General features: G+C 35.0%; 24 protein-coding genes. 23 read left to right on the plus strand and 1 reads right to left on the minus strand.

What is annotated here, in order from left to right:
- Window positions 1-3: 3 nt before the first annotated feature.
- The 9 genes from cowN (at window position 4) to ABZA65_RS09460 (ending at window position 6533) form a co-directional block, all read left to right on the plus strand.
- Entirely contained in the window at window positions 4-315 is a 312-nt protein-coding gene (gene cowN / locus ABZA65_RS09420; RefSeq protein ID WP_373072994.1) for a N(2)-fixation sustaining protein CowN, read from the plus strand.
- A 1-nt stretch (window position 316) separates the two neighbouring features.
- Complete coding sequence (locus ABZA65_RS09425) at window positions 317-1288, plus strand: NifU family protein (RefSeq protein ID WP_373072996.1); 972 nt, start codon at window positions 317-319, stop codon at window positions 1286-1288.
- Window positions 1285-1647 (plus strand): NifB/NifX family molybdenum-iron cluster-binding protein, encoded by a 363-nt coding sequence (locus ABZA65_RS09430; protein ID WP_373072998.1) that lies wholly within the window; start codon window positions 1285-1287, stop codon window positions 1645-1647. The genes ABZA65_RS09425 and ABZA65_RS09430 overlap by 4 nt, the downstream gene beginning before the upstream one ends.
- Window positions 1644-2864 carry an FprA family A-type flavoprotein gene (locus tag ABZA65_RS09435; protein WP_373073000.1) on the plus strand — a complete coding sequence of 407 codons (1221 nt, stop codon included), beginning with the start codon at window positions 1644-1646 and terminating at the stop codon, window positions 2862-2864. The genes ABZA65_RS09430 and ABZA65_RS09435 overlap by 4 nt, the downstream gene beginning before the upstream one ends.
- A complete protein-coding gene (locus ABZA65_RS09440; RefSeq protein WP_373073002.1) occupies window positions 2861-3175 on the plus strand; it encodes a nitrogen fixation protein NifQ in 315 nt (104 codons plus the stop codon). The genes ABZA65_RS09435 and ABZA65_RS09440 overlap by 4 nt, the downstream gene beginning before the upstream one ends.
- A 15-nt stretch (window positions 3176-3190) precedes the next feature.
- Window positions 3191-4387, plus strand: coding sequence for a NifS family cysteine desulfurase (locus ABZA65_RS09445; protein WP_373073004.1), 1197 nt, complete (start codon window positions 3191-3193; stop codon window positions 4385-4387).
- A gap of 22 nt (window positions 4388-4409) precedes the next feature.
- On the plus strand, window positions 4410-5390 hold the full coding sequence (locus ABZA65_RS09450; RefSeq protein ID WP_373073007.1) for an iron-sulfur cluster assembly scaffold protein: 981 nt from the start codon (window positions 4410-4412) through the stop codon (window positions 5388-5390).
- A 151-nt stretch (window positions 5391-5541) separates the two neighbouring features.
- A complete protein-coding gene (locus ABZA65_RS09455; protein WP_373073009.1) occupies window positions 5542-6339 on the plus strand; it encodes a hypothetical protein in 798 nt (265 codons plus the stop codon).
- A 2-nt stretch (window positions 6340-6341) separates the two neighbouring features.
- Window positions 6342-6533, plus strand: a complete 192-nt coding sequence (locus ABZA65_RS09460; RefSeq protein WP_373073011.1) for a YwbE family protein — start codon at window positions 6342-6344, stop codon at window positions 6531-6533.
- A 115-nt stretch (window positions 6534-6648) separates the two neighbouring features.
- Here the strand turns inward: ABZA65_RS09460 and ABZA65_RS09465 are convergent, their stop codons facing one another.
- Complete coding sequence (locus ABZA65_RS09465) at window positions 6649-6810, minus strand: hypothetical protein (RefSeq protein ID WP_373073013.1); 162 nt, start codon at window positions 6808-6810, stop codon at window positions 6649-6651.
- A 290-nt stretch (window positions 6811-7100) separates the two neighbouring features.
- Between ABZA65_RS09465 and nifH the strand changes: the two genes are divergently transcribed.
- The 14 genes from nifH (at window position 7101) to ABZA65_RS09535 (ending at window position 18748) form a co-directional block, all read left to right on the plus strand.
- Window positions 7101-8009, plus strand: a complete 909-nt coding sequence (gene nifH, locus ABZA65_RS09470; RefSeq protein WP_373073015.1) for a nitrogenase iron protein — start codon at window positions 7101-7103, stop codon at window positions 8007-8009.
- Window positions 8010-8090: 81 nt separating this feature from the next.
- On the plus strand, window positions 8091-8450 hold the full coding sequence (locus ABZA65_RS09475) for a hypothetical protein (protein WP_373073017.1): 360 nt from the start codon (window positions 8091-8093) through the stop codon (window positions 8448-8450).
- A gap of 100 nt (window positions 8451-8550) precedes the next feature.
- The gene (gene nifD / locus ABZA65_RS09480; protein ID WP_373073019.1) at window positions 8551-10017 is read left to right on the plus strand and encodes a nitrogenase molybdenum-iron protein alpha chain; all 1467 of its coding nucleotides are present in this window, start codon (window positions 8551-8553) and stop codon (window positions 10015-10017) included.
- Window position 10018: 1 nt separating this feature from the next.
- On the plus strand, window positions 10019-11566 hold the full coding sequence (gene nifK / locus ABZA65_RS09485; protein WP_373073021.1) for a nitrogenase molybdenum-iron protein subunit beta: 1548 nt from the start codon (window positions 10019-10021) through the stop codon (window positions 11564-11566).
- Window positions 11567-11690: 124 nt separating this feature from the next.
- Window positions 11691-12473 (plus strand): TOBE domain-containing protein, encoded by a 783-nt coding sequence (locus ABZA65_RS09490; RefSeq protein WP_373073023.1) that lies wholly within the window; start codon window positions 11691-11693, stop codon window positions 12471-12473.
- 63 nt (window positions 12474-12536) lie between these two features.
- Entirely contained in the window at window positions 12537-13283 is a 747-nt protein-coding gene (modA, locus tag ABZA65_RS09495) for a molybdate ABC transporter substrate-binding protein (protein WP_373073025.1), read from the plus strand.
- A complete protein-coding gene (locus ABZA65_RS09500) occupies window positions 13280-13681 on the plus strand; it encodes a molybdopterin-binding protein (protein ID WP_373073027.1) in 402 nt (133 codons plus the stop codon). The genes modA and ABZA65_RS09500 overlap by 4 nt, the downstream gene beginning before the upstream one ends.
- Window positions 13674-14363, plus strand: coding sequence for a molybdate ABC transporter permease subunit (gene modB, locus ABZA65_RS09505; RefSeq protein ID WP_373073030.1), 690 nt, complete (start codon window positions 13674-13676; stop codon window positions 14361-14363). Before ABZA65_RS09500 ends, modB begins: the two co-directional genes overlap by 8 nt.
- 6 nt (window positions 14364-14369) lie before the next feature.
- Window positions 14370-15158, plus strand: a complete 789-nt coding sequence (locus tag ABZA65_RS09510; protein WP_373073032.1) for a sulfite exporter TauE/SafE family protein — start codon at window positions 14370-14372, stop codon at window positions 15156-15158.
- A gap of 2 nt (window positions 15159-15160) precedes the next feature.
- The gene (locus ABZA65_RS09515) at window positions 15161-16012 is read left to right on the plus strand and encodes an ABC transporter ATP-binding protein (protein WP_373073034.1); all 852 of its coding nucleotides are present in this window, start codon (window positions 15161-15163) and stop codon (window positions 16010-16012) included.
- A gap of 82 nt (window positions 16013-16094) precedes the next feature.
- On the plus strand, window positions 16095-16544 hold the full coding sequence (exbB, locus tag ABZA65_RS09520; protein ID WP_373073164.1) for a TonB-system energizer ExbB: 450 nt from the start codon (window positions 16095-16097) through the stop codon (window positions 16542-16544).
- Window positions 16537-16929, plus strand: a complete 393-nt coding sequence (gene exbD, locus ABZA65_RS09525) for a TonB system transport protein ExbD (RefSeq protein ID WP_373073036.1) — start codon at window positions 16537-16539, stop codon at window positions 16927-16929. The genes exbB and exbD overlap by 8 nt, the downstream gene beginning before the upstream one ends.
- Window positions 16930-17046: 117 nt before the next feature.
- Window positions 17047-17757, plus strand: a complete 711-nt coding sequence (locus tag ABZA65_RS09530; RefSeq protein ID WP_373073037.1) for an energy transducer TonB — start codon at window positions 17047-17049, stop codon at window positions 17755-17757.
- A 10-nt stretch (window positions 17758-17767) separates the two neighbouring features.
- A complete protein-coding gene (locus ABZA65_RS09535; protein ID WP_373073039.1) occupies window positions 17768-18748 on the plus strand; it encodes an ABC transporter substrate-binding protein in 981 nt (326 codons plus the stop codon).
- The last annotated feature ends 1 nt before the right edge of the window (window position 18749 follow it).

Genomic DNA, 18749 nt, shown 5'->3' on the forward strand with positions numbered 1-18749 from the left:
AAAATGGCACAAGAACAAGAGAGAGACAGATATATAACTTTTAACAATATAGATTGTTATGAGAATGCAGCATTAGTTTTAGATGCTATGAATGATTTATTTAAATTAGAACCAGAATCAAAAAATGAACTTTGGGTAAGATTTATGGATAAAATACCTGATAACTACAGAGAAGAGTTTAGAAAACCGACAAATGATCACGATACACTTTATCTAATCTGTGCAAACGTATTTTATATATATGATCTGTTTGAAGATTATGATTATGATCCTGGTCTTTTAGTATTAGAACAAGTTGAGTTGGAGTGTTGTTAAAATGGCAAAAGATCTAGAGTATTACCTATCACTTGATTACCCAATAGAGTGTTTCGCAGGTGAACATGAGGTAGGTGATGCTTATCTGGCACAGTTTACTGACTTTGATGTAAAAGCTGCTAGTGAAGATTATGATGAGGCTATAGAACTGGCACATGAATATTTAGAAAAACATATAAAAAGACAACTGGAACTTGGTAAAGAGTTACCAAATCCAGGAGAAGGAGTAAGGTTTATGGAACACCGTGAGGCATTAAAAGCGTATAGAGAAAGAGATTATGAAAAAGCTTTAAACCTTTGGATGGAAGAGGTTAAGCACAAAAATGATCAAGCAATGACAAATATAGGTCTTATGTATTTAAAAGGTGAGGGAGTTGAAAAAGACTTCATTAAAGCTAGAGAATGGTTTGAAAAAGCGAGTGAGTACGGTAACGATTCTGCTAACTACAATTTAGCATTAATGTATCAAACAAAACTTGGTGTTGAAGAAGATCAAGATGCGGCAGCAGACTACTTTAGACGTGCCGTTATGAAAAATCACCAAGGTGCAAACTTTAGACTTGGTCTTATGCTGCTTAAAGACAGAACAAATGAAGATGGAGTAAAAGAGGGGTTTGAATGTATGCTAAGTGCAGCAAAAACAGGTCACCCAATGGCTCTAGCACAAATGGGTGGTGTAGATAAAGAACCAAACACTGCTTGTAAACCAAATAGTATGTTTCGTTCTTACTCTATAGAGAAGCAAGTAGAAGTAATTGAGGATGCAATCGATAGATATATAAGACCTATCCTTGTTAAAGACGGCGGTGATATAAAACTGCTTGATTATATTAATGATCCTGAGATTGAGATTAGACTTGCTTATCAAGGTAATTGTGCAGGTTGTTCTATGGCTTCAACTAGCACATACGGAATTATTATGGATACTCTATCTCAAGTTATAGATGAAAACATTAGGTTATATGTAATATGATTAAAATAGCTTTTGCATCTAAAGACGGTATAAATGTTAATGAACACTTTGGATGGTGTGAAAAGTTTTATATCTATGGTGTAGATCAAGAACATTATGAACTTATCAAAGAGGTTGACTCATCTCAAAAACATGAGGCTGAAGTTGACAAACTTGAATATAAAATAGAGTCAATTGATAACAGTGATATTGTTTATGTAACACAGATAGGTCCAAAAGCTGCAAATATGGTTAAGTATGCAGGTACATACCCTATGAAAGCTTCTAACGAAGATGAAAAAATAGAAGATGTTTTAAAATCTATGCAAAAACTTATGGATAATCCTCCACTCTGGTTAAAAAGGATCCTTTTAAAATGAGTGGAGCAATCAAGGTAAATAAAGATATATACTATATTGGTGTAAGTGATCCTGATATCAGAACGTTTGATATCATTATGAAAACTGCCAATGGTACTACATATAATTCATACCTTGTAAAAACAGAAGAAGGTGTGATCATCTTCGATACTGTTAAAAAAGAGTTTCAGGATCAGTTTTTTGCTAAAGTTGAATCTTTGTGTGATTATAAAGATATAAAGTATATAGTGATGCACCATCTTGAACCTGATCATAGTGGGGCCTTACCTGAACTAACCAAAAAAGCTCCAAACGCAAAAATATTTATCTCACCAATGGCTCAACCGATGTTAAAGTCGATTGCTCAAAGTGATAATATGGAGTTTGAAACTGTTTGGACAAACAAAGAGCTTAAACTTGGGTCTAAAACATTAAAGTTTTTAAGTACTCCAAATCTTCACTGGCCTGAAACGATGAGTAGTTATTTAGTTGAAGATAAGGTTTTATTTAGCGGTGACGTATTTGGATCGCACTATTATGACAGCAGGGTTTTTGATGATCTTGTAGGTGATTTTGACTACGCTTTTAAATATTATTATGAACATATTATGAGACCTTTTAAAAGTGACGTTATAAAAGCACTTTCATTATATGAGACTCTTGATATAGACACTATATGTAATCTTCACGGACCTATTATAAGAAATAATCCGAACAAATATATAGAACTTTATAAAAAGTGGAGTACTAAAGAAGATAGACACCACGGTAAAAAAATTATCTCTATATTTTACGTAACAAGTTATAAAAATACTAAAGATATGGCAGAAAGTATATATAACGGCATAGAGTCAAATGAAAGTTTAATTGCAAATATATATGACTTGACTGCATTAGATGAAGAGAACATGTTGAGCATTTTAGAAGAGAGTACTGGAATTTTAATCGGAGCACCGACAATTAATGGCGATGTACCAAAACCTGTTTGGGATCTTCTGTCTTGTATGATGCTTTTAGAGAAAAAAGGTAAATTCGGAGGTTGTTTTGGAAGTTATGGTTGGAGCGGTGAGGCAGTTGAGATGATGAATAGTAGATTAAAGGCTTTAAAGTTCCGTGTACCATTACAGCCTATGAAAGTTAAACTTATACCTACAAAAGAGGAGCTATTTGATTGCTACAATTTTGGTGTAGAATTTGGCGAAATTGTAAATGGAAAAATGGTGGAGATGACATTATGACAAAATATGAAGAATTAGAAGCTAAAGTTACAAATCTTTTACAACACTTTGCAATTGATGATTATAGTAAAAATACTGTAGCACCTCGTGTGGCTAAAGTTTCTTTAGAAATGAATCATCTGTACCAAGATTTAGGTTTTGCAAGTCGTGTGGAAATGGGAAGATATATGCAAAGACATTTCCCAAAACTAAGCAGAATGAAACCAAAAGAGACACTATGGAAAAAATATCTTTATGATCTACTTTTAGAGACTGCTCCGGCATGCTCAGAATGTGATGACCAAGAGACATGTTTTTCATGTAAGATATAAATTAAGGAGATATATATGGAAGTTTATTTAGACAATAATGCAACAACAAAAGTAGATGAAAAAGTTTTTGAAGAGATGAAACCTTTTTTTTGTGAGATTTATGGAAATCCAAACTCTCTTCACAGTTTTGCTTCTAAAACACACCCTAAAATGGTAGAGGCACTTGATTATTTATATGAGGGTATAAATGCCGATGATGATGATGACATCGTTATCACAGCAAATGCAACAGAGGCAAACAACTGGGTTATAAAAAGTACTTGGGTTGATCATATTCTTGATGGGGACAAGAAACATATAATTACAAGTGAGGTTGAACACCCGGCTATTACTGCAGCATGTAACTTCTTAGAAAAAAGAGGTGTAGATGTAACTTACCTTAACGTAAATGAAGAGGGTGTACTCGAAGCTAAAGATGTACTTGATGCAATAAGAGAAGATACTGCACTTGTTTCAATTATGTGGGCAAATAACGAAACAGGAAAACTTTTCCCAATAAAAGAGATCGGAGCTATATGTAAAGCTAAAGGTGTACCTTTTCATACAGATGCTACTCAGGCTATAGGAAAAGTAAAAGTTGATGTTCAAGATGCGAACGTTGATATGATGAGTTTCTCGGCTCACAAATTTCACGGACCAAAAGGTGTAGGCGGGCTATACATAAGAAAAGGTGTAAAACTAAGTCCATATATGCACGGTGGTGAGCAGATGGATGGTAGACGTGCCGGAACTGTAGATGTTGCATCTATGGTTGGTATGGGTAAAGCTATGCACCTAGCTACAAACACTATGGCTCTAGCTTATGAGATCAACCATGTTGGAATGCTTAGAGATAAACTTGAAAATGCAATTTTGAAGCTTCCTGACACAATTGTAATCGGTGGTAAAGAAAACCGTACGCCAAATACTACTCTAATATCTATAAAAGGTGTAGAAGGTGAGTCTATGCTTTGGGATCTTAACAAAAACGGAATCGCAGCTTCAACGGGTTCTGCTTGTGCAAGTGAAGATCTAGAAGCAAATCCGGTTATGAATGCATTTGGTAGTGACAGTGAACTGGCTCATACTGGTATCAGATTCTCACTTAGCCGTTTTAACAATGAAGAGCAGATAGATTATGCAATAGAGCAGATCACAAAAGCAGTTGAGCGTTTACGTAGCATATCAAGCTCGTATGCATACACTCCAAAAAATCATGAGAGTGAATTATAAAATAAATTAAAGGATATTAGTTATGGCAAAAGGTAGTTTAGTAAGCGGATCAATTTGGGATGAGTATAGTAATATAGTTGTAGATAGAATGAATAACCCACAACATCAAGGGCATATTACAGAGGAAGAAGCTGAAGCGATGAATGCAAAGCTTATCGTAGCTGACTTTGGAGCTGAGAGTTGTGGTGATGCAGTAAGACTTTACTGGGCGGTTGAAAAAGATACTGATAAGATTATTGGAAGTAAATTTAAAAGTTTCGGTTGTGGTACTGCGATCGCTAGTAGTGATATTATGACTGAGCTTTGTATGGGTAAAACTGTAGATGAAGCTGTTAAGATCACAAATATCGATGTTGAAAAAGCTATGCGTGATACTCCAGACGTTCCTGCTGTTCCACCTCAAAAAATGCACTGTTCTGTTATGGCATATGACGTTATCAAAAAAGCGGCTGCAACTTACAAAGGTGTAGATATGGACAGCTTTGAAGAGGAACACATCATTTGTGAATGTGCTCGTGTAACTCAGGATAACCTGATTGATGTTATAAAAATCAATGATCTAAAAACTATAGAAGAGATTATAGACTTTACAAAAGCTGGTGGTTTTTGTAAATCTTGTATTGAACCGGGTGGACACGAAGCAAAAGACGTATATTTAGTAGATATATTAAAACAAACTCGTGAAGAGATGGAGCGTGAACGTCTTCAAGAAGCTGCAAATACAGCGCCGGATGCAAAACCAGAGTTTAATAACATGAGCCTAGTTCAAAAAATTCGTGCTGTTGATGCAGTTATTGAAGAGTATGTACGTCCTATGCTTATCATGGATGGTGGAGATATGGAAGTTATAGATATCAAAGAAAATGGTGAACACCATGATATCTATATAAAATACCTTGGAGCATGTTCAACTTGTTCAACAGGTAGTACAGGTACACTTTATGCGATCGAGAGTACGCTAAAACAAAACCTTGATGACAACATAAGGGTAATGCCTATATAAATCTTCATACATAACCAATATTTAAATATTGGTTATGTTCCAAAAACTACAGGTTTTTGCATAAGATGTTCTGCAGTTATTTCAGAATAATCTAGCTATAATACTACACTCGTTTGTTCCACTTGATGAGATATTTTTTTTAAGGAAACCCATGTTGTCTTCCATTACCATCAAGCGCAACAATCACTGGCTGTATCATTGCGAATCTGCAAACAAGCAAGAAATGTTGACAAAGCTCATCTCTTATTATGCCAACAAATCAATACTCATTGCCGTTTCAAATAAAAACAACCTTTCACTTGAAGGTGCTGAGAACATTACCATCATGAGCGATGATGAGATCATGGTTGCTGATGAGCAAAAGTTTGACCTCATAATCCATGCTGATCTTCCAGCACAAGCATCGCATTACATTAAGCGTTTGTCATGTGCAAAAGAACTATCAATTGGTCTATTGTTTCAAGATGAATCACAACTCCTTTACCAAATTGAAACCTTGTTAGGACGGACTATCACACAAAAATATTTAGAGGGCTTTGAAGCAGTTAAAACTGTTCAAAAAGAGTTTCCAAAGCAGACTGAACATACTTCTAAAAACCACTCGCAAGAAACTCAAAAACCACGCTATGAAAAGAAAAAGTTTGGCAAACCGTCAGATACTACCAAGCCTCGTCAGCGTAATCATCATAAAGACGGAACACTCCGTACAGACGAAGAGCGTGCAGAATATCATTCGCGCCGTACTGAATCTGGGATGAAGAAGAAAGCTGAACAAGACAAAAAACCTTTTACAAATAAGAAAAAATATGATAAAAAAGAGCCGTTTAATAAAAAGGGTAACTTTGAGAATAAAAAAAATGATCGTAATTCTGAGAACAAATTTGCACAACCAAAGAGAAAACCACGTGTCTTCAAGCTAAAAGTCTCAAAAAAAGATGGTGACAAGTAAGAATGGATGGGAAAAAAAGAACAGATATAAAATCAGGTTCCAACGTCAGTATCGTTTTAAAGCAAGACCAAAGAAGCGGTAAATTGACAGACGGAATCGTAAAAGATATCCTTACAAATTCTGCAACACATCCACACGGCATAAAAGTAAGATTAACCAATGGGCATGTTGGAAGAGTCAAAGTAATTCATTAATGAAGTTTTTTCTTATTTGATAAGAATATCTATTAGTAATCTACTTCAATTAAGACTTACTTTTGGAAAACAAAACATTCTTACATTTTCAAGTGTTCCAAAAAGCTTTAAAAAATTAAAGATAAACAACTTCCTCAACATCCTCATAGTCATACGAATCTTTTTCTATATCATAATCACAATCGTAATCATAACTCTCATGGCTCTGATTGTCCTCAGTTTCATTTTCTTCGTTTAACTCTTCGTCATCCCTGTAATCATATATATAAACTAACATGATAAATCCTTTTATCTATAGAGTTAATAATATATCGACATAAATTACATCAATTTACACTTTTTGTATGTCAAAAACATTTTTGTTTGAGCAAAATTTGCAAAATTGTCAGCTTATAAAACAAATAATATTCTGTTATAAAAAAAGACAAAAAATCTCCGATTTAAATTTTTAATCCCTAAAATAGGGCTCTGTAGACAAATTTGCAAATTCTTTTGCTTCAATGGTACATCTAGGGAACACTATATGTAATAGTAATAAGCGAAACCAAATTTATTCAAGGAGACGATATGGCTGAATTAAGACAAATCGCATTTTACGGAAAAGGTGGGATTGGTAAATCTACTACATCTCAAAATACATTAGCGGCAATGTGTCACTACTACGGACAAAAAATATTAATTGTTGGTTGTGACCCTAAAGCGGATTCAACAAGACTTGTTTTACACGAAAAAGCTCAATCAACTATTATGCAACTTGCTTCTGAAGCTGGTACAGTTGAAGATCTAGAATTAGAAGATGTATGTAAACCAGGTGCGGATGAGTTCCACCCAGATAATACAGAAATTACTGAGGGTTATATCATGTGTACAGAGTCTGGTGGTCCAGAGCCAGGTGTTGGTTGTGCAGGTCGTGGTGTTATTACAGCTATTAACTTCCTAGAAGAAGAAGGTGCTTATGATGACGAGTTAGATTTCGTATCTTATGACGTTCTTGGTGACGTTGTTTGTGGTGGATTCGCTATGCCAATTCGTGAAGGTAAAGCTCAAGAAATTTACATCGTAATGTCAGGTGAAATGATGGCTATGTATGCAGCTAACAACATTTCAAAAGGTATTCTTAAATATGCTAACACTGGTGGTGTTCGTCTTGCTGGTCTAGTATGTAACGCTCGTATGACAGATAAAGAGTATGATCTTGCTAAAAACTTAGCAACTCAAATCGGTACTCAAATGATTCACTTCGTACCACGTTCTAACCACGTTCAACGTGCTGAGTTACGTCGTATGACAGTTGTTGAGTTCTCTCCAAATTCAGATCAAGCTATGGAATATAAAGAATTAGCTCGTAAAATTATAGAGAATGACCTTAAAGTTATCCCAACTCCACTAGAGATGGATGATCTTGAAAACCTATTAATGGAATTCGGTCTTGACGAAGAAGTTGAAGAAGGTGCAATTGGTCAAAAAGAAGCGTAATTAATACGTTGACCTTTTATTAAGTCACTAGTAGCTTTAAATACTAGAAAAAAATTAAAACGAAATACATAGGAGAAAAATATGTTTGTATGTGGTTATCATTTTCCAGCAAGTGAAGGGAACGATGTAGCTTTTGATAAAGTTATAGCAAAAGTTGAAGAAGGTGTAGATGCATCAGGTAAAACTGTTACATTAACAAGTGAAACAAGAGAAGGTGTTCAGTTAGAAACTTTAGAAGTTCCTGCAGGTACTTTTGCTCATACTGCGTTCGTAGATTTCTTTGAATCAACTGAAGTAGAAGCTAAAGATGGATTCAAAATGGTTTATTACACTAATAAATACCAAATCAGTGAAATCTCTAAAACTGTTGATGGAGATGCAACAAAAGATTTATGTAAAAAATTAGATGACATGAATCTTTACAGAGTTAAAGTAGCGTAATTAGCTATTTTATATAAAGATATGGCTTTTGCCAATCTTTAAACATGTAATACATTAAAGATTTTCTTTAATGTACTACAAATATGAAGAAGGAGAATATATGGGTCCAGAAACATTAGAAGCTTTACAGAAAGAAGCTATCGAAGAAGTTTTAGAGGTTTATCCAGCTAAAGCTGCGAAAAACAGAGCAAAACACTTAGGTGTAGATTCACCAGAAGGTGTTAAAGGTGCTTGTGACAAAACAAGAAGTAACAAGCAAACTGTACCAGGTGTTATGAGTCAACGTGGTTGTGCATATGCAGGTTCTAAGGGTGTTGTTTGGGGACCGATCAAAGATATGATTCATATCTCTCACGGACCGATCGGTTGTGGTCAGTACTCACGTGGTGGTCGTCGTAACTACTATATCGGTACTACTGGTGTTGATACATTCGTAACTATGAACTTTTCAACTGACTTTACTGAAAAAGATATCGTTTTCGGTGGTGATACTAAACTTAAAAAAGCTCTTACAGAGATTGATGAGTTATTCCCATTAAACAATGGTATTTCTATCCAGTCTGAGTGTCCAATCGGTCTAATCGGTGATGATATTCAAGCTGTTGCGAAAGTACACAAAAAAGAAAGTTCTAAACCAACTATCGCTGTATCTTGTGAAGGTTTCCGTGGTGTTTCTCAATCACTTGGTCACCACCTTGCAAATGATGCGATTCGTGATGAAGTTATGACTGATACTTCTGCTAGAAGTGAGTTTGAATCTACTGATTATGATGTAGCTATCATTGGTGACTACAATATCGGTGGTGATGCTTGGGCAACTCGTATTCTTTTAGAAGAAATCGGTTTAAGAGTTATTGCACAATGGTCAGGTGATGCTACTTATAAAGAGATGGCAATCGCTCCAAAAGCAAAACTTAACTTATTACACTGTTACCGTTCAATGAACTACATTTCACGTCACATGGAACAAGAGTTCAACATTCCTTGGATGGAATATAACTTCTTTGGACCAAGTAAAACTACTGAGTCTTTAAGAAAAATTGCTGAATTCTTCGGTAAAGATATCCAAGATAAAGCAGAAGCTGTAATCGCTAAATATACTGCTATGACTGACGCTGTTATCGCTAAGTACAAACCAGTACTTGAAGGTAAAAAAGTAATGTTATACGTTGGTGGTTTACGTCCTCGTCACGTAATCGGTGCTTACGAAGATCTAGGTATGGAAGTTATCGGTACTGGTTATGAGTTCGCTCACGGTGATGACTATAAACGTACTAAAGAAGATATCGAACGTTCAACTCTAATTTACGATGACGTAAATGAGTATGAATTAGAAAAATTCGTACACAAACTAAAACCAGATTTAGTTGCTGCTGGTGTTAAAGAGAAATATGTATTCCAAAAAATGGGTCTTCCATTTAGACAAATGCACTCATGGGATTACTCTGGTCCATACCACGGGTATGACGCATTCGCAGTATTCGCAAAAGATATGGATTTAGCTATGAACTCTCCAGTTTGGAATCATACTAAAGCACCATGGGAAAAAGAAGAGGTAGGAGCTTAATATGCAAGACGTAGATAAAATTGTTAATGGTCAGAAACTATTCTTAAAAGAAGAGTATCAAGAAGTATTAGCTAACAAAAAACAATTTGAAAGTAGTATGGGTTCTATCAATCCTGCTAAAGTTGATGAAGTTCAAGAGTGGACTAAATCATGGGATTATAGAGAGAAAAACCTTGCTCGTGAAGCTATTACAGTTAACCCTGCTAAAGCTTGTCAACCACTAGGTGCTATCATGGCAGCTCTTGGTTTTGAGAACACTATGCCATATGTACATGGTTCTCACGGTTGTGTTGCATATTTCAGAAGTTACTTTACTCGTCACTTCAAAGAGCCGACTCCATGTGTATCTGATTCAATGTCAGAGTCTGCAGCGGTTTTTGGTGGTCTTTCAAATATGAAAGATGGTTTACGTAACTGTAACGCTATGTATAAGCCAGATCACATTGCTGTTTCTACTACTTGTATGGCAGAAGTTATCGGTGATGACTTAAATGCTTTCGTTGTAGGTGCTAGAGAAGATGCTGAAGGTGAGTTAGATAACTTACCAATTACATATGCTCACACTCCATCATTCGTAGGTAGCCACATTACTGGTTACGATAACATGATGAAAGCTATGTTAGAGCAACTTAACCCAGCAAGAAGCGAAAAAGTTGTTGAAGAAGGTCGTATCAATATTATCCCTGGTTTCGAACCGTACTTAGGTTCTTTAGCAGAGGTTAAAGAGATCTGTGCTGAATTCAGTGACAAAATCGTAATGATCGGTGACCACGAAGCACAATGGAATACTGGTGCTGGTGAATACCAATTATACGCTGGTGGTACTCCATTAGAAGTAGCTAAAACTGCAATCAATGCTGAAACTACTATCTCTTTACAAAAATATTCTACAGTGCAAACTGCTAAGACTATTAAAAATAAATGGAAACAAGGTTATGCAACTTGTAACCCAATCGGTTTAGCTGGTACTGACGAATTCGTTATGAAATTAGCTGAATTAACTGGTAAAGAAGTTTCTGACAAATTAAAATCTGAGCGTGCTCAACTTGTTGATGCTATGCAAGATTCTTATCCGTATATGCACGGTAAAAAAGTAGCTATCTATGGTGATCCTGATTTCCTACTAGGTATGGTTTCATTCTTAGTTGAAATGGGTGCTATTCCAACTCACGTATTATGTAATAATGCGCCAAGAAAAGGTTGGGAAGAAGATATGCAAGCTATCATTGATAAATCTCAATGGGCTAAAGATTGTCAAATTTGGGCTGGTAAAGATTTATGGCACTTAAGAAGTTTACTGTTCACTGAGCCTGTAGACTTCATGATTGGTAACGTATATGGTAAAGAGCTTTACCGTGATACTAAAACGCCATTAATAAGAATTGGTTTCCCTATCTTTGATAGACACCACCTACATAGATATTCTATGAGTGGTTATAAAGGTGCACTTAACCTTTTAACTTGGATTACTAACGGTATCCTTGATCAACTTGATGAAGAAACTAAAGATATCGGAGAAACAGATTATTTCTTCGATGCTGTAAGATAATATCTTTCAGTTTCATTCATTCCTTGTGTTTATACCGGAAGATTTTTCTTCCGGTTTTTTTTACCTATTCATTATATATTAAGATATATAACGATAATATTTTTAAAAATTTTAAGGTCGTAAAATGGAATTTGCTTCGTCTCTAACACTTTTTAATTCAGATGTACCTTTTTTACTTGAAAAAAGGATAGCTTTACTAAAAGCAATTGATACAGCAGGATCAATAAGCAAAGCTGCAAAAATGGTACCTATGAGTTACAAAGCTGCCTGGGATGCGATAGATGCAATTAACAACCTTTGTCCACATGCCGTTGTAAGTAAAGAGACAGGCGGAAAAGGCGGTGGTGGTGCTAAGATAACTCCTTATGGGCACAATCTTATCAACACATATACTTTGTTACAAGAAGAACATAAAAAATTTTTACAAACATTATCTAAAAATACAGATTTTGATAAGGGTACTTTAAAATCATTACAAAGGTTTTCTATGAATATAAGTGCGAGAAACAAGATACACGGTAAGATCGAATTTATTGAGAGCGGAAAAGTAAATGCACAGGTTTATGTAAAGCTAAAAAGCGGTTACACAATAGTTTCAGTTATTACTAATTCTGCGGTTAAAGAGTTAGAGCTTAAAGTAGGCGATGACGTAAGTGCTATTTTTAAATCAAGCTCTGTAATACTTAGTACAGATAATGCACTCTCAATCAGTGCCAGAAACAAGTTTAAAGGTAAGATCGACACTATAGATATTGGTGAAGTTAACAGTGAAGTTGTAGTAGATATTGGAAACGATGACAAGCTTGTTGCGGTTATAACTAGCTCATCTGTTGAAGCATTAGATATAAAAATAGGCAGGGAAGTTAGTCTGATCATTAAATCTTCTGACATAATGATCGGTAAGTAGTTTTTTTTAATATATCGTTATATATTTGAAAATACAATGAATAGAATTTAGAAAAGGATTAAGATGTTAAAGTTATTACTTGGAAGTTTGTTACTTGGAACTTTATTACAAGCAGGGAGTATAAACATTGCTGTAGCTGCAAATGTTAGCTACGCAATGGAGGATCTCAAATATGAGTTTAATAAACTATATCCTAATACTAATATAAAAGTTACACTTGGCAGTAGCGGTAAGCTGACTGCCCAGATTAAAAATGGTGCACCGTATGAGCTTTTTATGGCTGCTAATATGAAATATCCTGAAGCTCTTTATAAAGATTCTATTGCCGTTACAAAACCTGTTATATACGCACAGGGTTCATTAGCATATCTAAGTAGTAAAAAACTAGACTTCTCAAAAGGGATTAAAATTGTAGAAGATTCAAAAATTTCTAAAATAGCCATAGCTAATCCTAAAACTGCACCTTATGGTAAAGCTGCTATTGAAGCTTTAAAAAATGGAGGTATATATGAAAAGGTTAGTAAAAAATTCATATATGCCGAATCTATATCTCAGACAGTTGCTTATGCAGTTACTGCAGCTGATTTAGGTTTTATTGCAAAGTCTTCACTGTACTCACCTAAGATGAAAAAATATAAAAAAGGTGTTAATTGGGAAGCGGTAGACATAAAACTGTATACGCCTATTAACCAAGGTATAGTTATACTTAAAAATGCACAAAACAATAAAGAAGTAAAGGCATTTTATGACTTTATGCTTAGCAAAAAGGCTAAAGATATTTTAGAAAGTTACGGATATTTAATACCATGAGTTCAATAATAGCTAAAGTTAGCTCTATAGAGAATTGTGACAGCTTGCATATAGTAAAGTTTGAGTGTAATTCCCAAACTTTATCTATGATGAGTTTAGATATCGATTCTCGTATTAAAACAGGTACCAAAGTAAGACTCGTTGTAAAACCATCACATGTAGCTATAGCAAAAAACTTCAGCGGAGAAGTCAGTTACTCTAATATTTTAAAAGTAAAAGTAATGTCTTGCGAAAACGGACAACTCTTAAGTAGTGTAAAATTAAAATACTTTGATACTACTTTGGAGTCTATAATAACCGTGACTTCATCTAAAAGGCTTGATCTAAAAGAGGGTGATGAAGTATTGGCTTTTATAAAAGCAAGCGAACTTTCAATAGGTGAGATTTTAGATGTTTGATATATTAAATGTTATAGAGTTAGAACCGTTTTTACTATCTTTTAAATTAGCTGCAATCACCACAGTTATACTTTTTATCTTAAGTGTGCCTCTAGCGTGGTATCTGTCTCAAACTTCTTCACGTGCAAAACCTTTTTTAGAGGCTTTAACCGCACTTCCAATAGTGCTTCCTCCATCAGTTTTAGGTTTTTATATACTTGTTGCACTCTCACACAACTCTCCAATAGGCGAGTTTTTTGAAGATACATTTGGAGTAAGACTTGTATTTAACTTTACGGGACTTGTAGTGGCTAGTTGTTTTTACTCTCTGCCGTTTATGGTACAACCTCTGCAGAGCGGTTTTGAGTCTATAAATAAAAATATGTTAGAAGCAAGTTATATTAGCGGAAAAGGTAAATTAGAAACAATAATTAAAGTAGCTCTGCCAAATATAAAACCGGCTTTACTAACTGCGATTATTGTGACGTTTGCACATACTGTAGGTGAGTTTGGAGTTGTTTTAATGGTCGGTGGAAGTATACCTGAAGAGACAAAAGTAGCTTCTGTCGCTATATACGAATTTGTTGAGATTATGGATTATAAATCGGCTCATATCTACAGTGCGATTATGGTGATCATAAGCTTCTTGGTGCTTTTAAGCGTTTATGTATTTAACTCCAAGATGAAAAAAGTCGGTGTATAGTATATGATGAAAAATATAAAAGCTTTTTTTGGCGGTGGAACTATCGGTATTTTGGGAGGACTTGTCGGTTTAGGCGGTGCCGAGTTTCGTCTGCCTATGCTTATTGGCATTTTTAGTTTCAGCGCTATTAGTGCTGTAATATTGAATAAAGCTATGAGCCTTCTGGTTGTCGGTTTTTCACTTCTATTTAGATCATCTGAGATCTCGTTTTCATTTTTGATGGAATATTCTCAGATTATAGTTTTTATGCTTTTGGGAAGTGTTGTCGGTGCATGGTTTGGTGCAGGGATTGCTCTAAAGCTAAAAAGTGATATTTTGTATAAAACAATAGCTTTTTTACTTTTGTTTATAGCAGGAGTTTTACTATTTGAACAATTTAGTTTTGAGAGTAACGGTGCACTTTTTAATAAAGAGTCGTACAATCTTGCATTTGGAGTTTTTACAGGTGCTTTTATAGGTATTGTAGCAGCCATCTTAGGTGTAGCCGGAGGTGAGCTGTATATACCTGCAATAATATTGATCTATGGAGTAGATGCAAAACTGGCAGGTAGTTTATCACTAGCAATCTCTTTGCCGACTATGTTAGTGGCATTTTTTAGATACAGCAGGGATGAGAGTTTTAAAGTTATATTTGAAAATAAAAGCTTTGTAGTCGTTATGGGGATAGGTTCCATAGCAGGGGCGTATATAGGGGCACTTTTATTAGGTGTTGTCTCTAACGAAATATTGATACCGCTTCTTTGCAGTATATTACTTGTTTCATCTTATAAGATGTATGGGCATAAGGAACATTAACTATGATAAAAATAGATATAAATAAAAAACTCCACGGTGTAAGAGGTGATATGGATCTGAATGTAAATCTTGAGATCCAAAACGGTGACTTTATAGCCCTTGCAGGTCGTAGCGGAAGTGGGAAAACTACACTGTTACGTATCCTTGCAGGACTTGAGGATGCGACAGGGAATATACAAATTGGTAATGAAGTTTGGCTCGATGACAAAAATGTAATGCCGCCGCAAAAAAGAGGTATAGGTTTTGTATTTCAAGACTACGCTCTTTTTCCAAATATGAGTGTACTGGAGAATCTTTTATTTGTAAAAAAAGATATAGAACTTGCTGAACATCTGCTTGAGTTAACTGAACTCTCAGAGTTAAAAGAGAGGCTTCCAAATACACTAAGCGGGGGTCAAAAACAGCGTGTATCTCTTTGTCGAGCTATGATGAATAAGCCTAAACTTTTACTTATGGACGAGCCTCTCTCGGCGCTTGATCCATCTATGCGCACAAAGCTTCAAAATGAAATATTGGCACTGCATAAGGAGTTTGGTACAACTACAATAATGGTAAGTCATGATCCTAGTGAGATATACAGACTTGCCAACAGAGTAGTTGTTCTAAATAACGGCGAGATCATAAATGACGGGACTGCGAGAGAGGTGCTTCTCAAAACAAAAGGGAGTGCCAAGTTTGCTTTTGAAGGTGAGCTTTTAGATATTGTCAAAGTTGATGTGATCTATATAGCAATAGTGTCCATTGGTCAACAACTTGTAGAGATAGTCGTAAGTCAAGATGAAAGAGAAAAACTTGAAATTGGTCAAGTTGTGCAGGTGGGTACTAAAGCCTTTAGTCCCAATATTGTTACATAAATTACGGTATTGGTTTTTTAGGTAAAGCGTTGTATAAATGAATATATAAAGAAAGGATAAATAGATGCAAATTGAAGAGATAATGAAACTGGCTGAAAAATGGATTGACTATGGTGTTATAGGTATATTAGTACTGATGAGTATTGTTACATTATGGCTGTTTATTGAGCGTATGATGTTTTACTCAAGTGTTAAAATAGAAAAGTTTGATCATCGCGATACGTTAGATGCAGTATTGACGGAGAACTTAACGACTATCAGTACTATAGGGTCAAATGCCCCGTATGTAGGTTTGCTTGGAACGGTTCTTGGGATCATGATAACTTTTTATTCTATGGGCAATGTTGAACAGATAGATCCTAAGGCTATTATGAGCGGATTGGCACTGGCTCTTAAAGCTACGGCTATGGGTCTGGTTGTAGCGATTCCGGCTACCATAGTGTATAACGCTTTAATGAGAAAAGTGGACATAATAATAACCAGATATGACAGATATGTAGAAGTTATTGAAAAAAGAGAAGTTGATGCCTAAGTGTAGAAAAGCCCGAAAACGTTTCGATCAGATAAATGTTATTCCATTTATCGATATTATGTTAGTGCTTTTGGTAATGGTGTTAACAACGGCTACATTTATCCGCTACGGTCTTATTAAAGTTGAGCTTCCCTCCTCGGAACAAGCTCAAAAAAAACATGAGCCTAAAGAGGTAAAAGTGTTTATCAAAGCTGATTCTACACTTTTTTTTAATGATAAAGAGGTTAGTTTATCTGCTCTTAAAGATAAGCTTAGATCTATTGATAAAAACGATGTAGTCGTACTTCACAGTGATAAAGCTGCACGCTTTGAGAGTTTTGTTTTTGTAATGGATATACTAAAGGGATTAAACCATACAAAAATGTATATAGTGACGAAAGAGTAATATAAATGGAACAAAAAATGTATCTAATTCTTTACCGTTATATACTCAAGTATATAATGAAAGAAAATTGGTTTTTTAATATATACCGTTATATAGTTAAATATACAAGGAGAGAAAATGTCGCCAAAACGTTCATCTAAAGTAATTGCACTTTTTATATCTGTATTTGTACACAGTAGTTTAGTGGCTGCAAGTATCTTTATGCTTTTAGAACCTGCTCAAACTCAAAGCAGCAGCAATCAGAAAATGGTAGTGACACTTAATGAGTATGTTGCTTTGGCAGAACCAAAAGTAGAAAAAAAAGTTGAGAAAACAGAACAGCCAAAACCAAAGGTAGAGCCAAAACCTAAGAAAATAAAAGAAGTAAAAAAAGAGAAGAAAGTTCCTAAAAATCCTTTAAAAAAAGTAGTCAAAGAGGTTAAAAAACCAGCTCCAAAGCCAGTTGAGACTAAAACAAAAGAGAAAGTAGAGGACAAAATTGTAACTAAAGAAATAGTGGCATTAGAAAAGTCTGAAACTGTATCTGTTGAACCTAAAAAAGAAGCTGTAGATCCGACACTGCTGCAGATTATTCGCTCAATGATACAAAAATCTCTTGTTTATCCTTCTATGGCCAGACGTCTTAAAATAGAGGGTATTGTCACAATCGGTTTTAAACTAAATAAAAATGCCCAAGTTGTTTTGGCTAATGTTGAAAATAGCAGCGGAAGCAGCCTTCTGGATGCTCGTGCACTTGAAACTGTCGAGTCGTTAAGCGGTAGTTATCCAAGCTTATCCAAACCTATAGAATTGAAAATACCGATTGCATTTTCATTAAAAAAATCATAAAGGAGAGATGATGTTACGAATGATATCAATATTAATTTTTACAGTGGTGCTACAAGCACAGACGGATACGGTTATACCAAAGAAGGTATTTGGTTCTTCACCGCCGATGAACTATCTACTATATGCCATTAATCCTGAGAAGATGGTGGGTTTAAACTTTAGTGCAAAAAATCTTAACAATAATGCAGACGAGAAGTTTTTAAAACAAAGTTTTTTAGAGCTGCCTGTTATAGGTTCTTTTCACGGTTCAGGGCAGGGTATGAACGTTGAGACAATTATAAAGTATTCGCCTGAACTTATTTTAATCTGGAAAGATGATTATTTAAATAGCAAAGTTACAGAGGCTATCAACAGGACAAAGATTCCAAGTATCTCTTTAGAGTTTAGAAAAATAGAGTCTATGGCCGACTCAATTTTAAAAGCCTCCGAAGCTATCGGTGAGAAAGAAAGAGGCGAGATTTTAAGCAGTTATACAAAGGAGCGTATGGAGTATATAAAAAATACGGTTAAAACTCTAAAACCTGTTAAATACTACTATGCTGAGGGTGTTGACGGGCTTGCGACAGAGTGTGACAAGTCGTTTCATGTTGAAGCACTTAATTTTGCCGGCGGTGAAAACGTACACAAATGTACACAAAGTAACTTAAGAGGGTTAGAACGCATTACATTTGAGACACTCTTAGGTTATGACCCGGAAGTGATCATTGTACAAAATAGGATGGTTTACAACAAAATAAACTCAAATGACTTATGGAAACATTTACGTGTGGTAAAAAACAAAAAGGTTTATTTAGTGCCAAACACACCTTTTCACTGGTTAGACAGACCACCGTCGTTTATGCGCATTATCGGTATAGAGTGGCTGGTAGAGAAGTTTTATCCTAAATTTTATAAAGGAGATTTAAAAGAACAGACAAGGAAGTTTTATAAGCTCTTTTTAGATGTAGAGCTAAGCAATAAAGATATTAATCAAATTTTACAAGGAAAATAAT

The organism is Sulfurimonas sp., from assembly GCF_041583195.1.
GTDB lineage: Bacteria > Campylobacterota > Campylobacteria > Campylobacterales > Sulfurimonadaceae > Sulfurimonas.

Bases quoted from the DNA above. Each gene is read 5' to 3' on its own strand.
- cowN (WP_373072994.1), top strand. From the start codon at position 4: ATGGCACAAGAACAAGAGAGAGACAGATATATAACTTTTAACAATATA.
- ABZA65_RS09425 (WP_373072996.1), top strand. From the start codon at position 317: ATGGCAAAAGATCTAGAGTATTACCTATCACTTGATTACCCAATAGAG.
- ABZA65_RS09430 (WP_373072998.1), top strand. From the start codon at position 1,285: ATGATTAAAATAGCTTTTGCATCTAAAGACGGTATAAATGTTAATGAA.
- ABZA65_RS09435 (WP_373073000.1), top strand. From the start codon at position 1,644: ATGAGTGGAGCAATCAAGGTAAATAAAGATATATACTATATTGGTGTA.
- ABZA65_RS09440 (WP_373073002.1), top strand. From the start codon at position 2,861: ATGACAAAATATGAAGAATTAGAAGCTAAAGTTACAAATCTTTTACAA.
- ABZA65_RS09445 (WP_373073004.1), top strand. From the start codon at position 3,191: ATGGAAGTTTATTTAGACAATAATGCAACAACAAAAGTAGATGAAAAA.
- ABZA65_RS09450 (WP_373073007.1), top strand. From the start codon at position 4,410: ATGGCAAAAGGTAGTTTAGTAAGCGGATCAATTTGGGATGAGTATAGT.
- ABZA65_RS09455 (WP_373073009.1), top strand. From the start codon at position 5,542: ATGTTGTCTTCCATTACCATCAAGCGCAACAATCACTGGCTGTATCAT.
- ABZA65_RS09460 (WP_373073011.1), top strand. From the start codon at position 6,342: ATGGATGGGAAAAAAAGAACAGATATAAAATCAGGTTCCAACGTCAGT.
- ABZA65_RS09465 (WP_373073013.1), bottom strand. From the start codon at position 6,810: ATGTTAGTTTATATATATGATTACAGGGATGACGAAGAGTTAAACGAA.
- nifH (WP_373073015.1), top strand. From the start codon at position 7,101: ATGGCTGAATTAAGACAAATCGCATTTTACGGAAAAGGTGGGATTGGT.
- ABZA65_RS09475 (WP_373073017.1), top strand. From the start codon at position 8,091: ATGTTTGTATGTGGTTATCATTTTCCAGCAAGTGAAGGGAACGATGTA.
- nifD (WP_373073019.1), top strand. From the start codon at position 8,551: ATGGGTCCAGAAACATTAGAAGCTTTACAGAAAGAAGCTATCGAAGAA.
- nifK (WP_373073021.1), top strand. From the start codon at position 10,019: ATGCAAGACGTAGATAAAATTGTTAATGGTCAGAAACTATTCTTAAAA.
- ABZA65_RS09490 (WP_373073023.1), top strand. From the start codon at position 11,691: ATGGAATTTGCTTCGTCTCTAACACTTTTTAATTCAGATGTACCTTTT.
- modA (WP_373073025.1), top strand. From the start codon at position 12,537: ATGTTAAAGTTATTACTTGGAAGTTTGTTACTTGGAACTTTATTACAA.
- ABZA65_RS09500 (WP_373073027.1), top strand. From the start codon at position 13,280: ATGAGTTCAATAATAGCTAAAGTTAGCTCTATAGAGAATTGTGACAGC.
- modB (WP_373073030.1), top strand. From the start codon at position 13,674: ATGTTTGATATATTAAATGTTATAGAGTTAGAACCGTTTTTACTATCT.
- ABZA65_RS09510 (WP_373073032.1), top strand. From the start codon at position 14,370: ATGAAAAATATAAAAGCTTTTTTTGGCGGTGGAACTATCGGTATTTTG.
- ABZA65_RS09515 (WP_373073034.1), top strand. From the start codon at position 15,161: ATGATAAAAATAGATATAAATAAAAAACTCCACGGTGTAAGAGGTGAT.
- exbB (WP_373073164.1), top strand. From the start codon at position 16,095: ATGAAACTGGCTGAAAAATGGATTGACTATGGTGTTATAGGTATATTA.
- exbD (WP_373073036.1), top strand. From the start codon at position 16,537: ATGCCTAAGTGTAGAAAAGCCCGAAAACGTTTCGATCAGATAAATGTT.
- ABZA65_RS09530 (WP_373073037.1), top strand. From the start codon at position 17,047: ATGTCGCCAAAACGTTCATCTAAAGTAATTGCACTTTTTATATCTGTA.
- ABZA65_RS09535 (WP_373073039.1), top strand. From the start codon at position 17,768: ATGTTACGAATGATATCAATATTAATTTTTACAGTGGTGCTACAAGCA.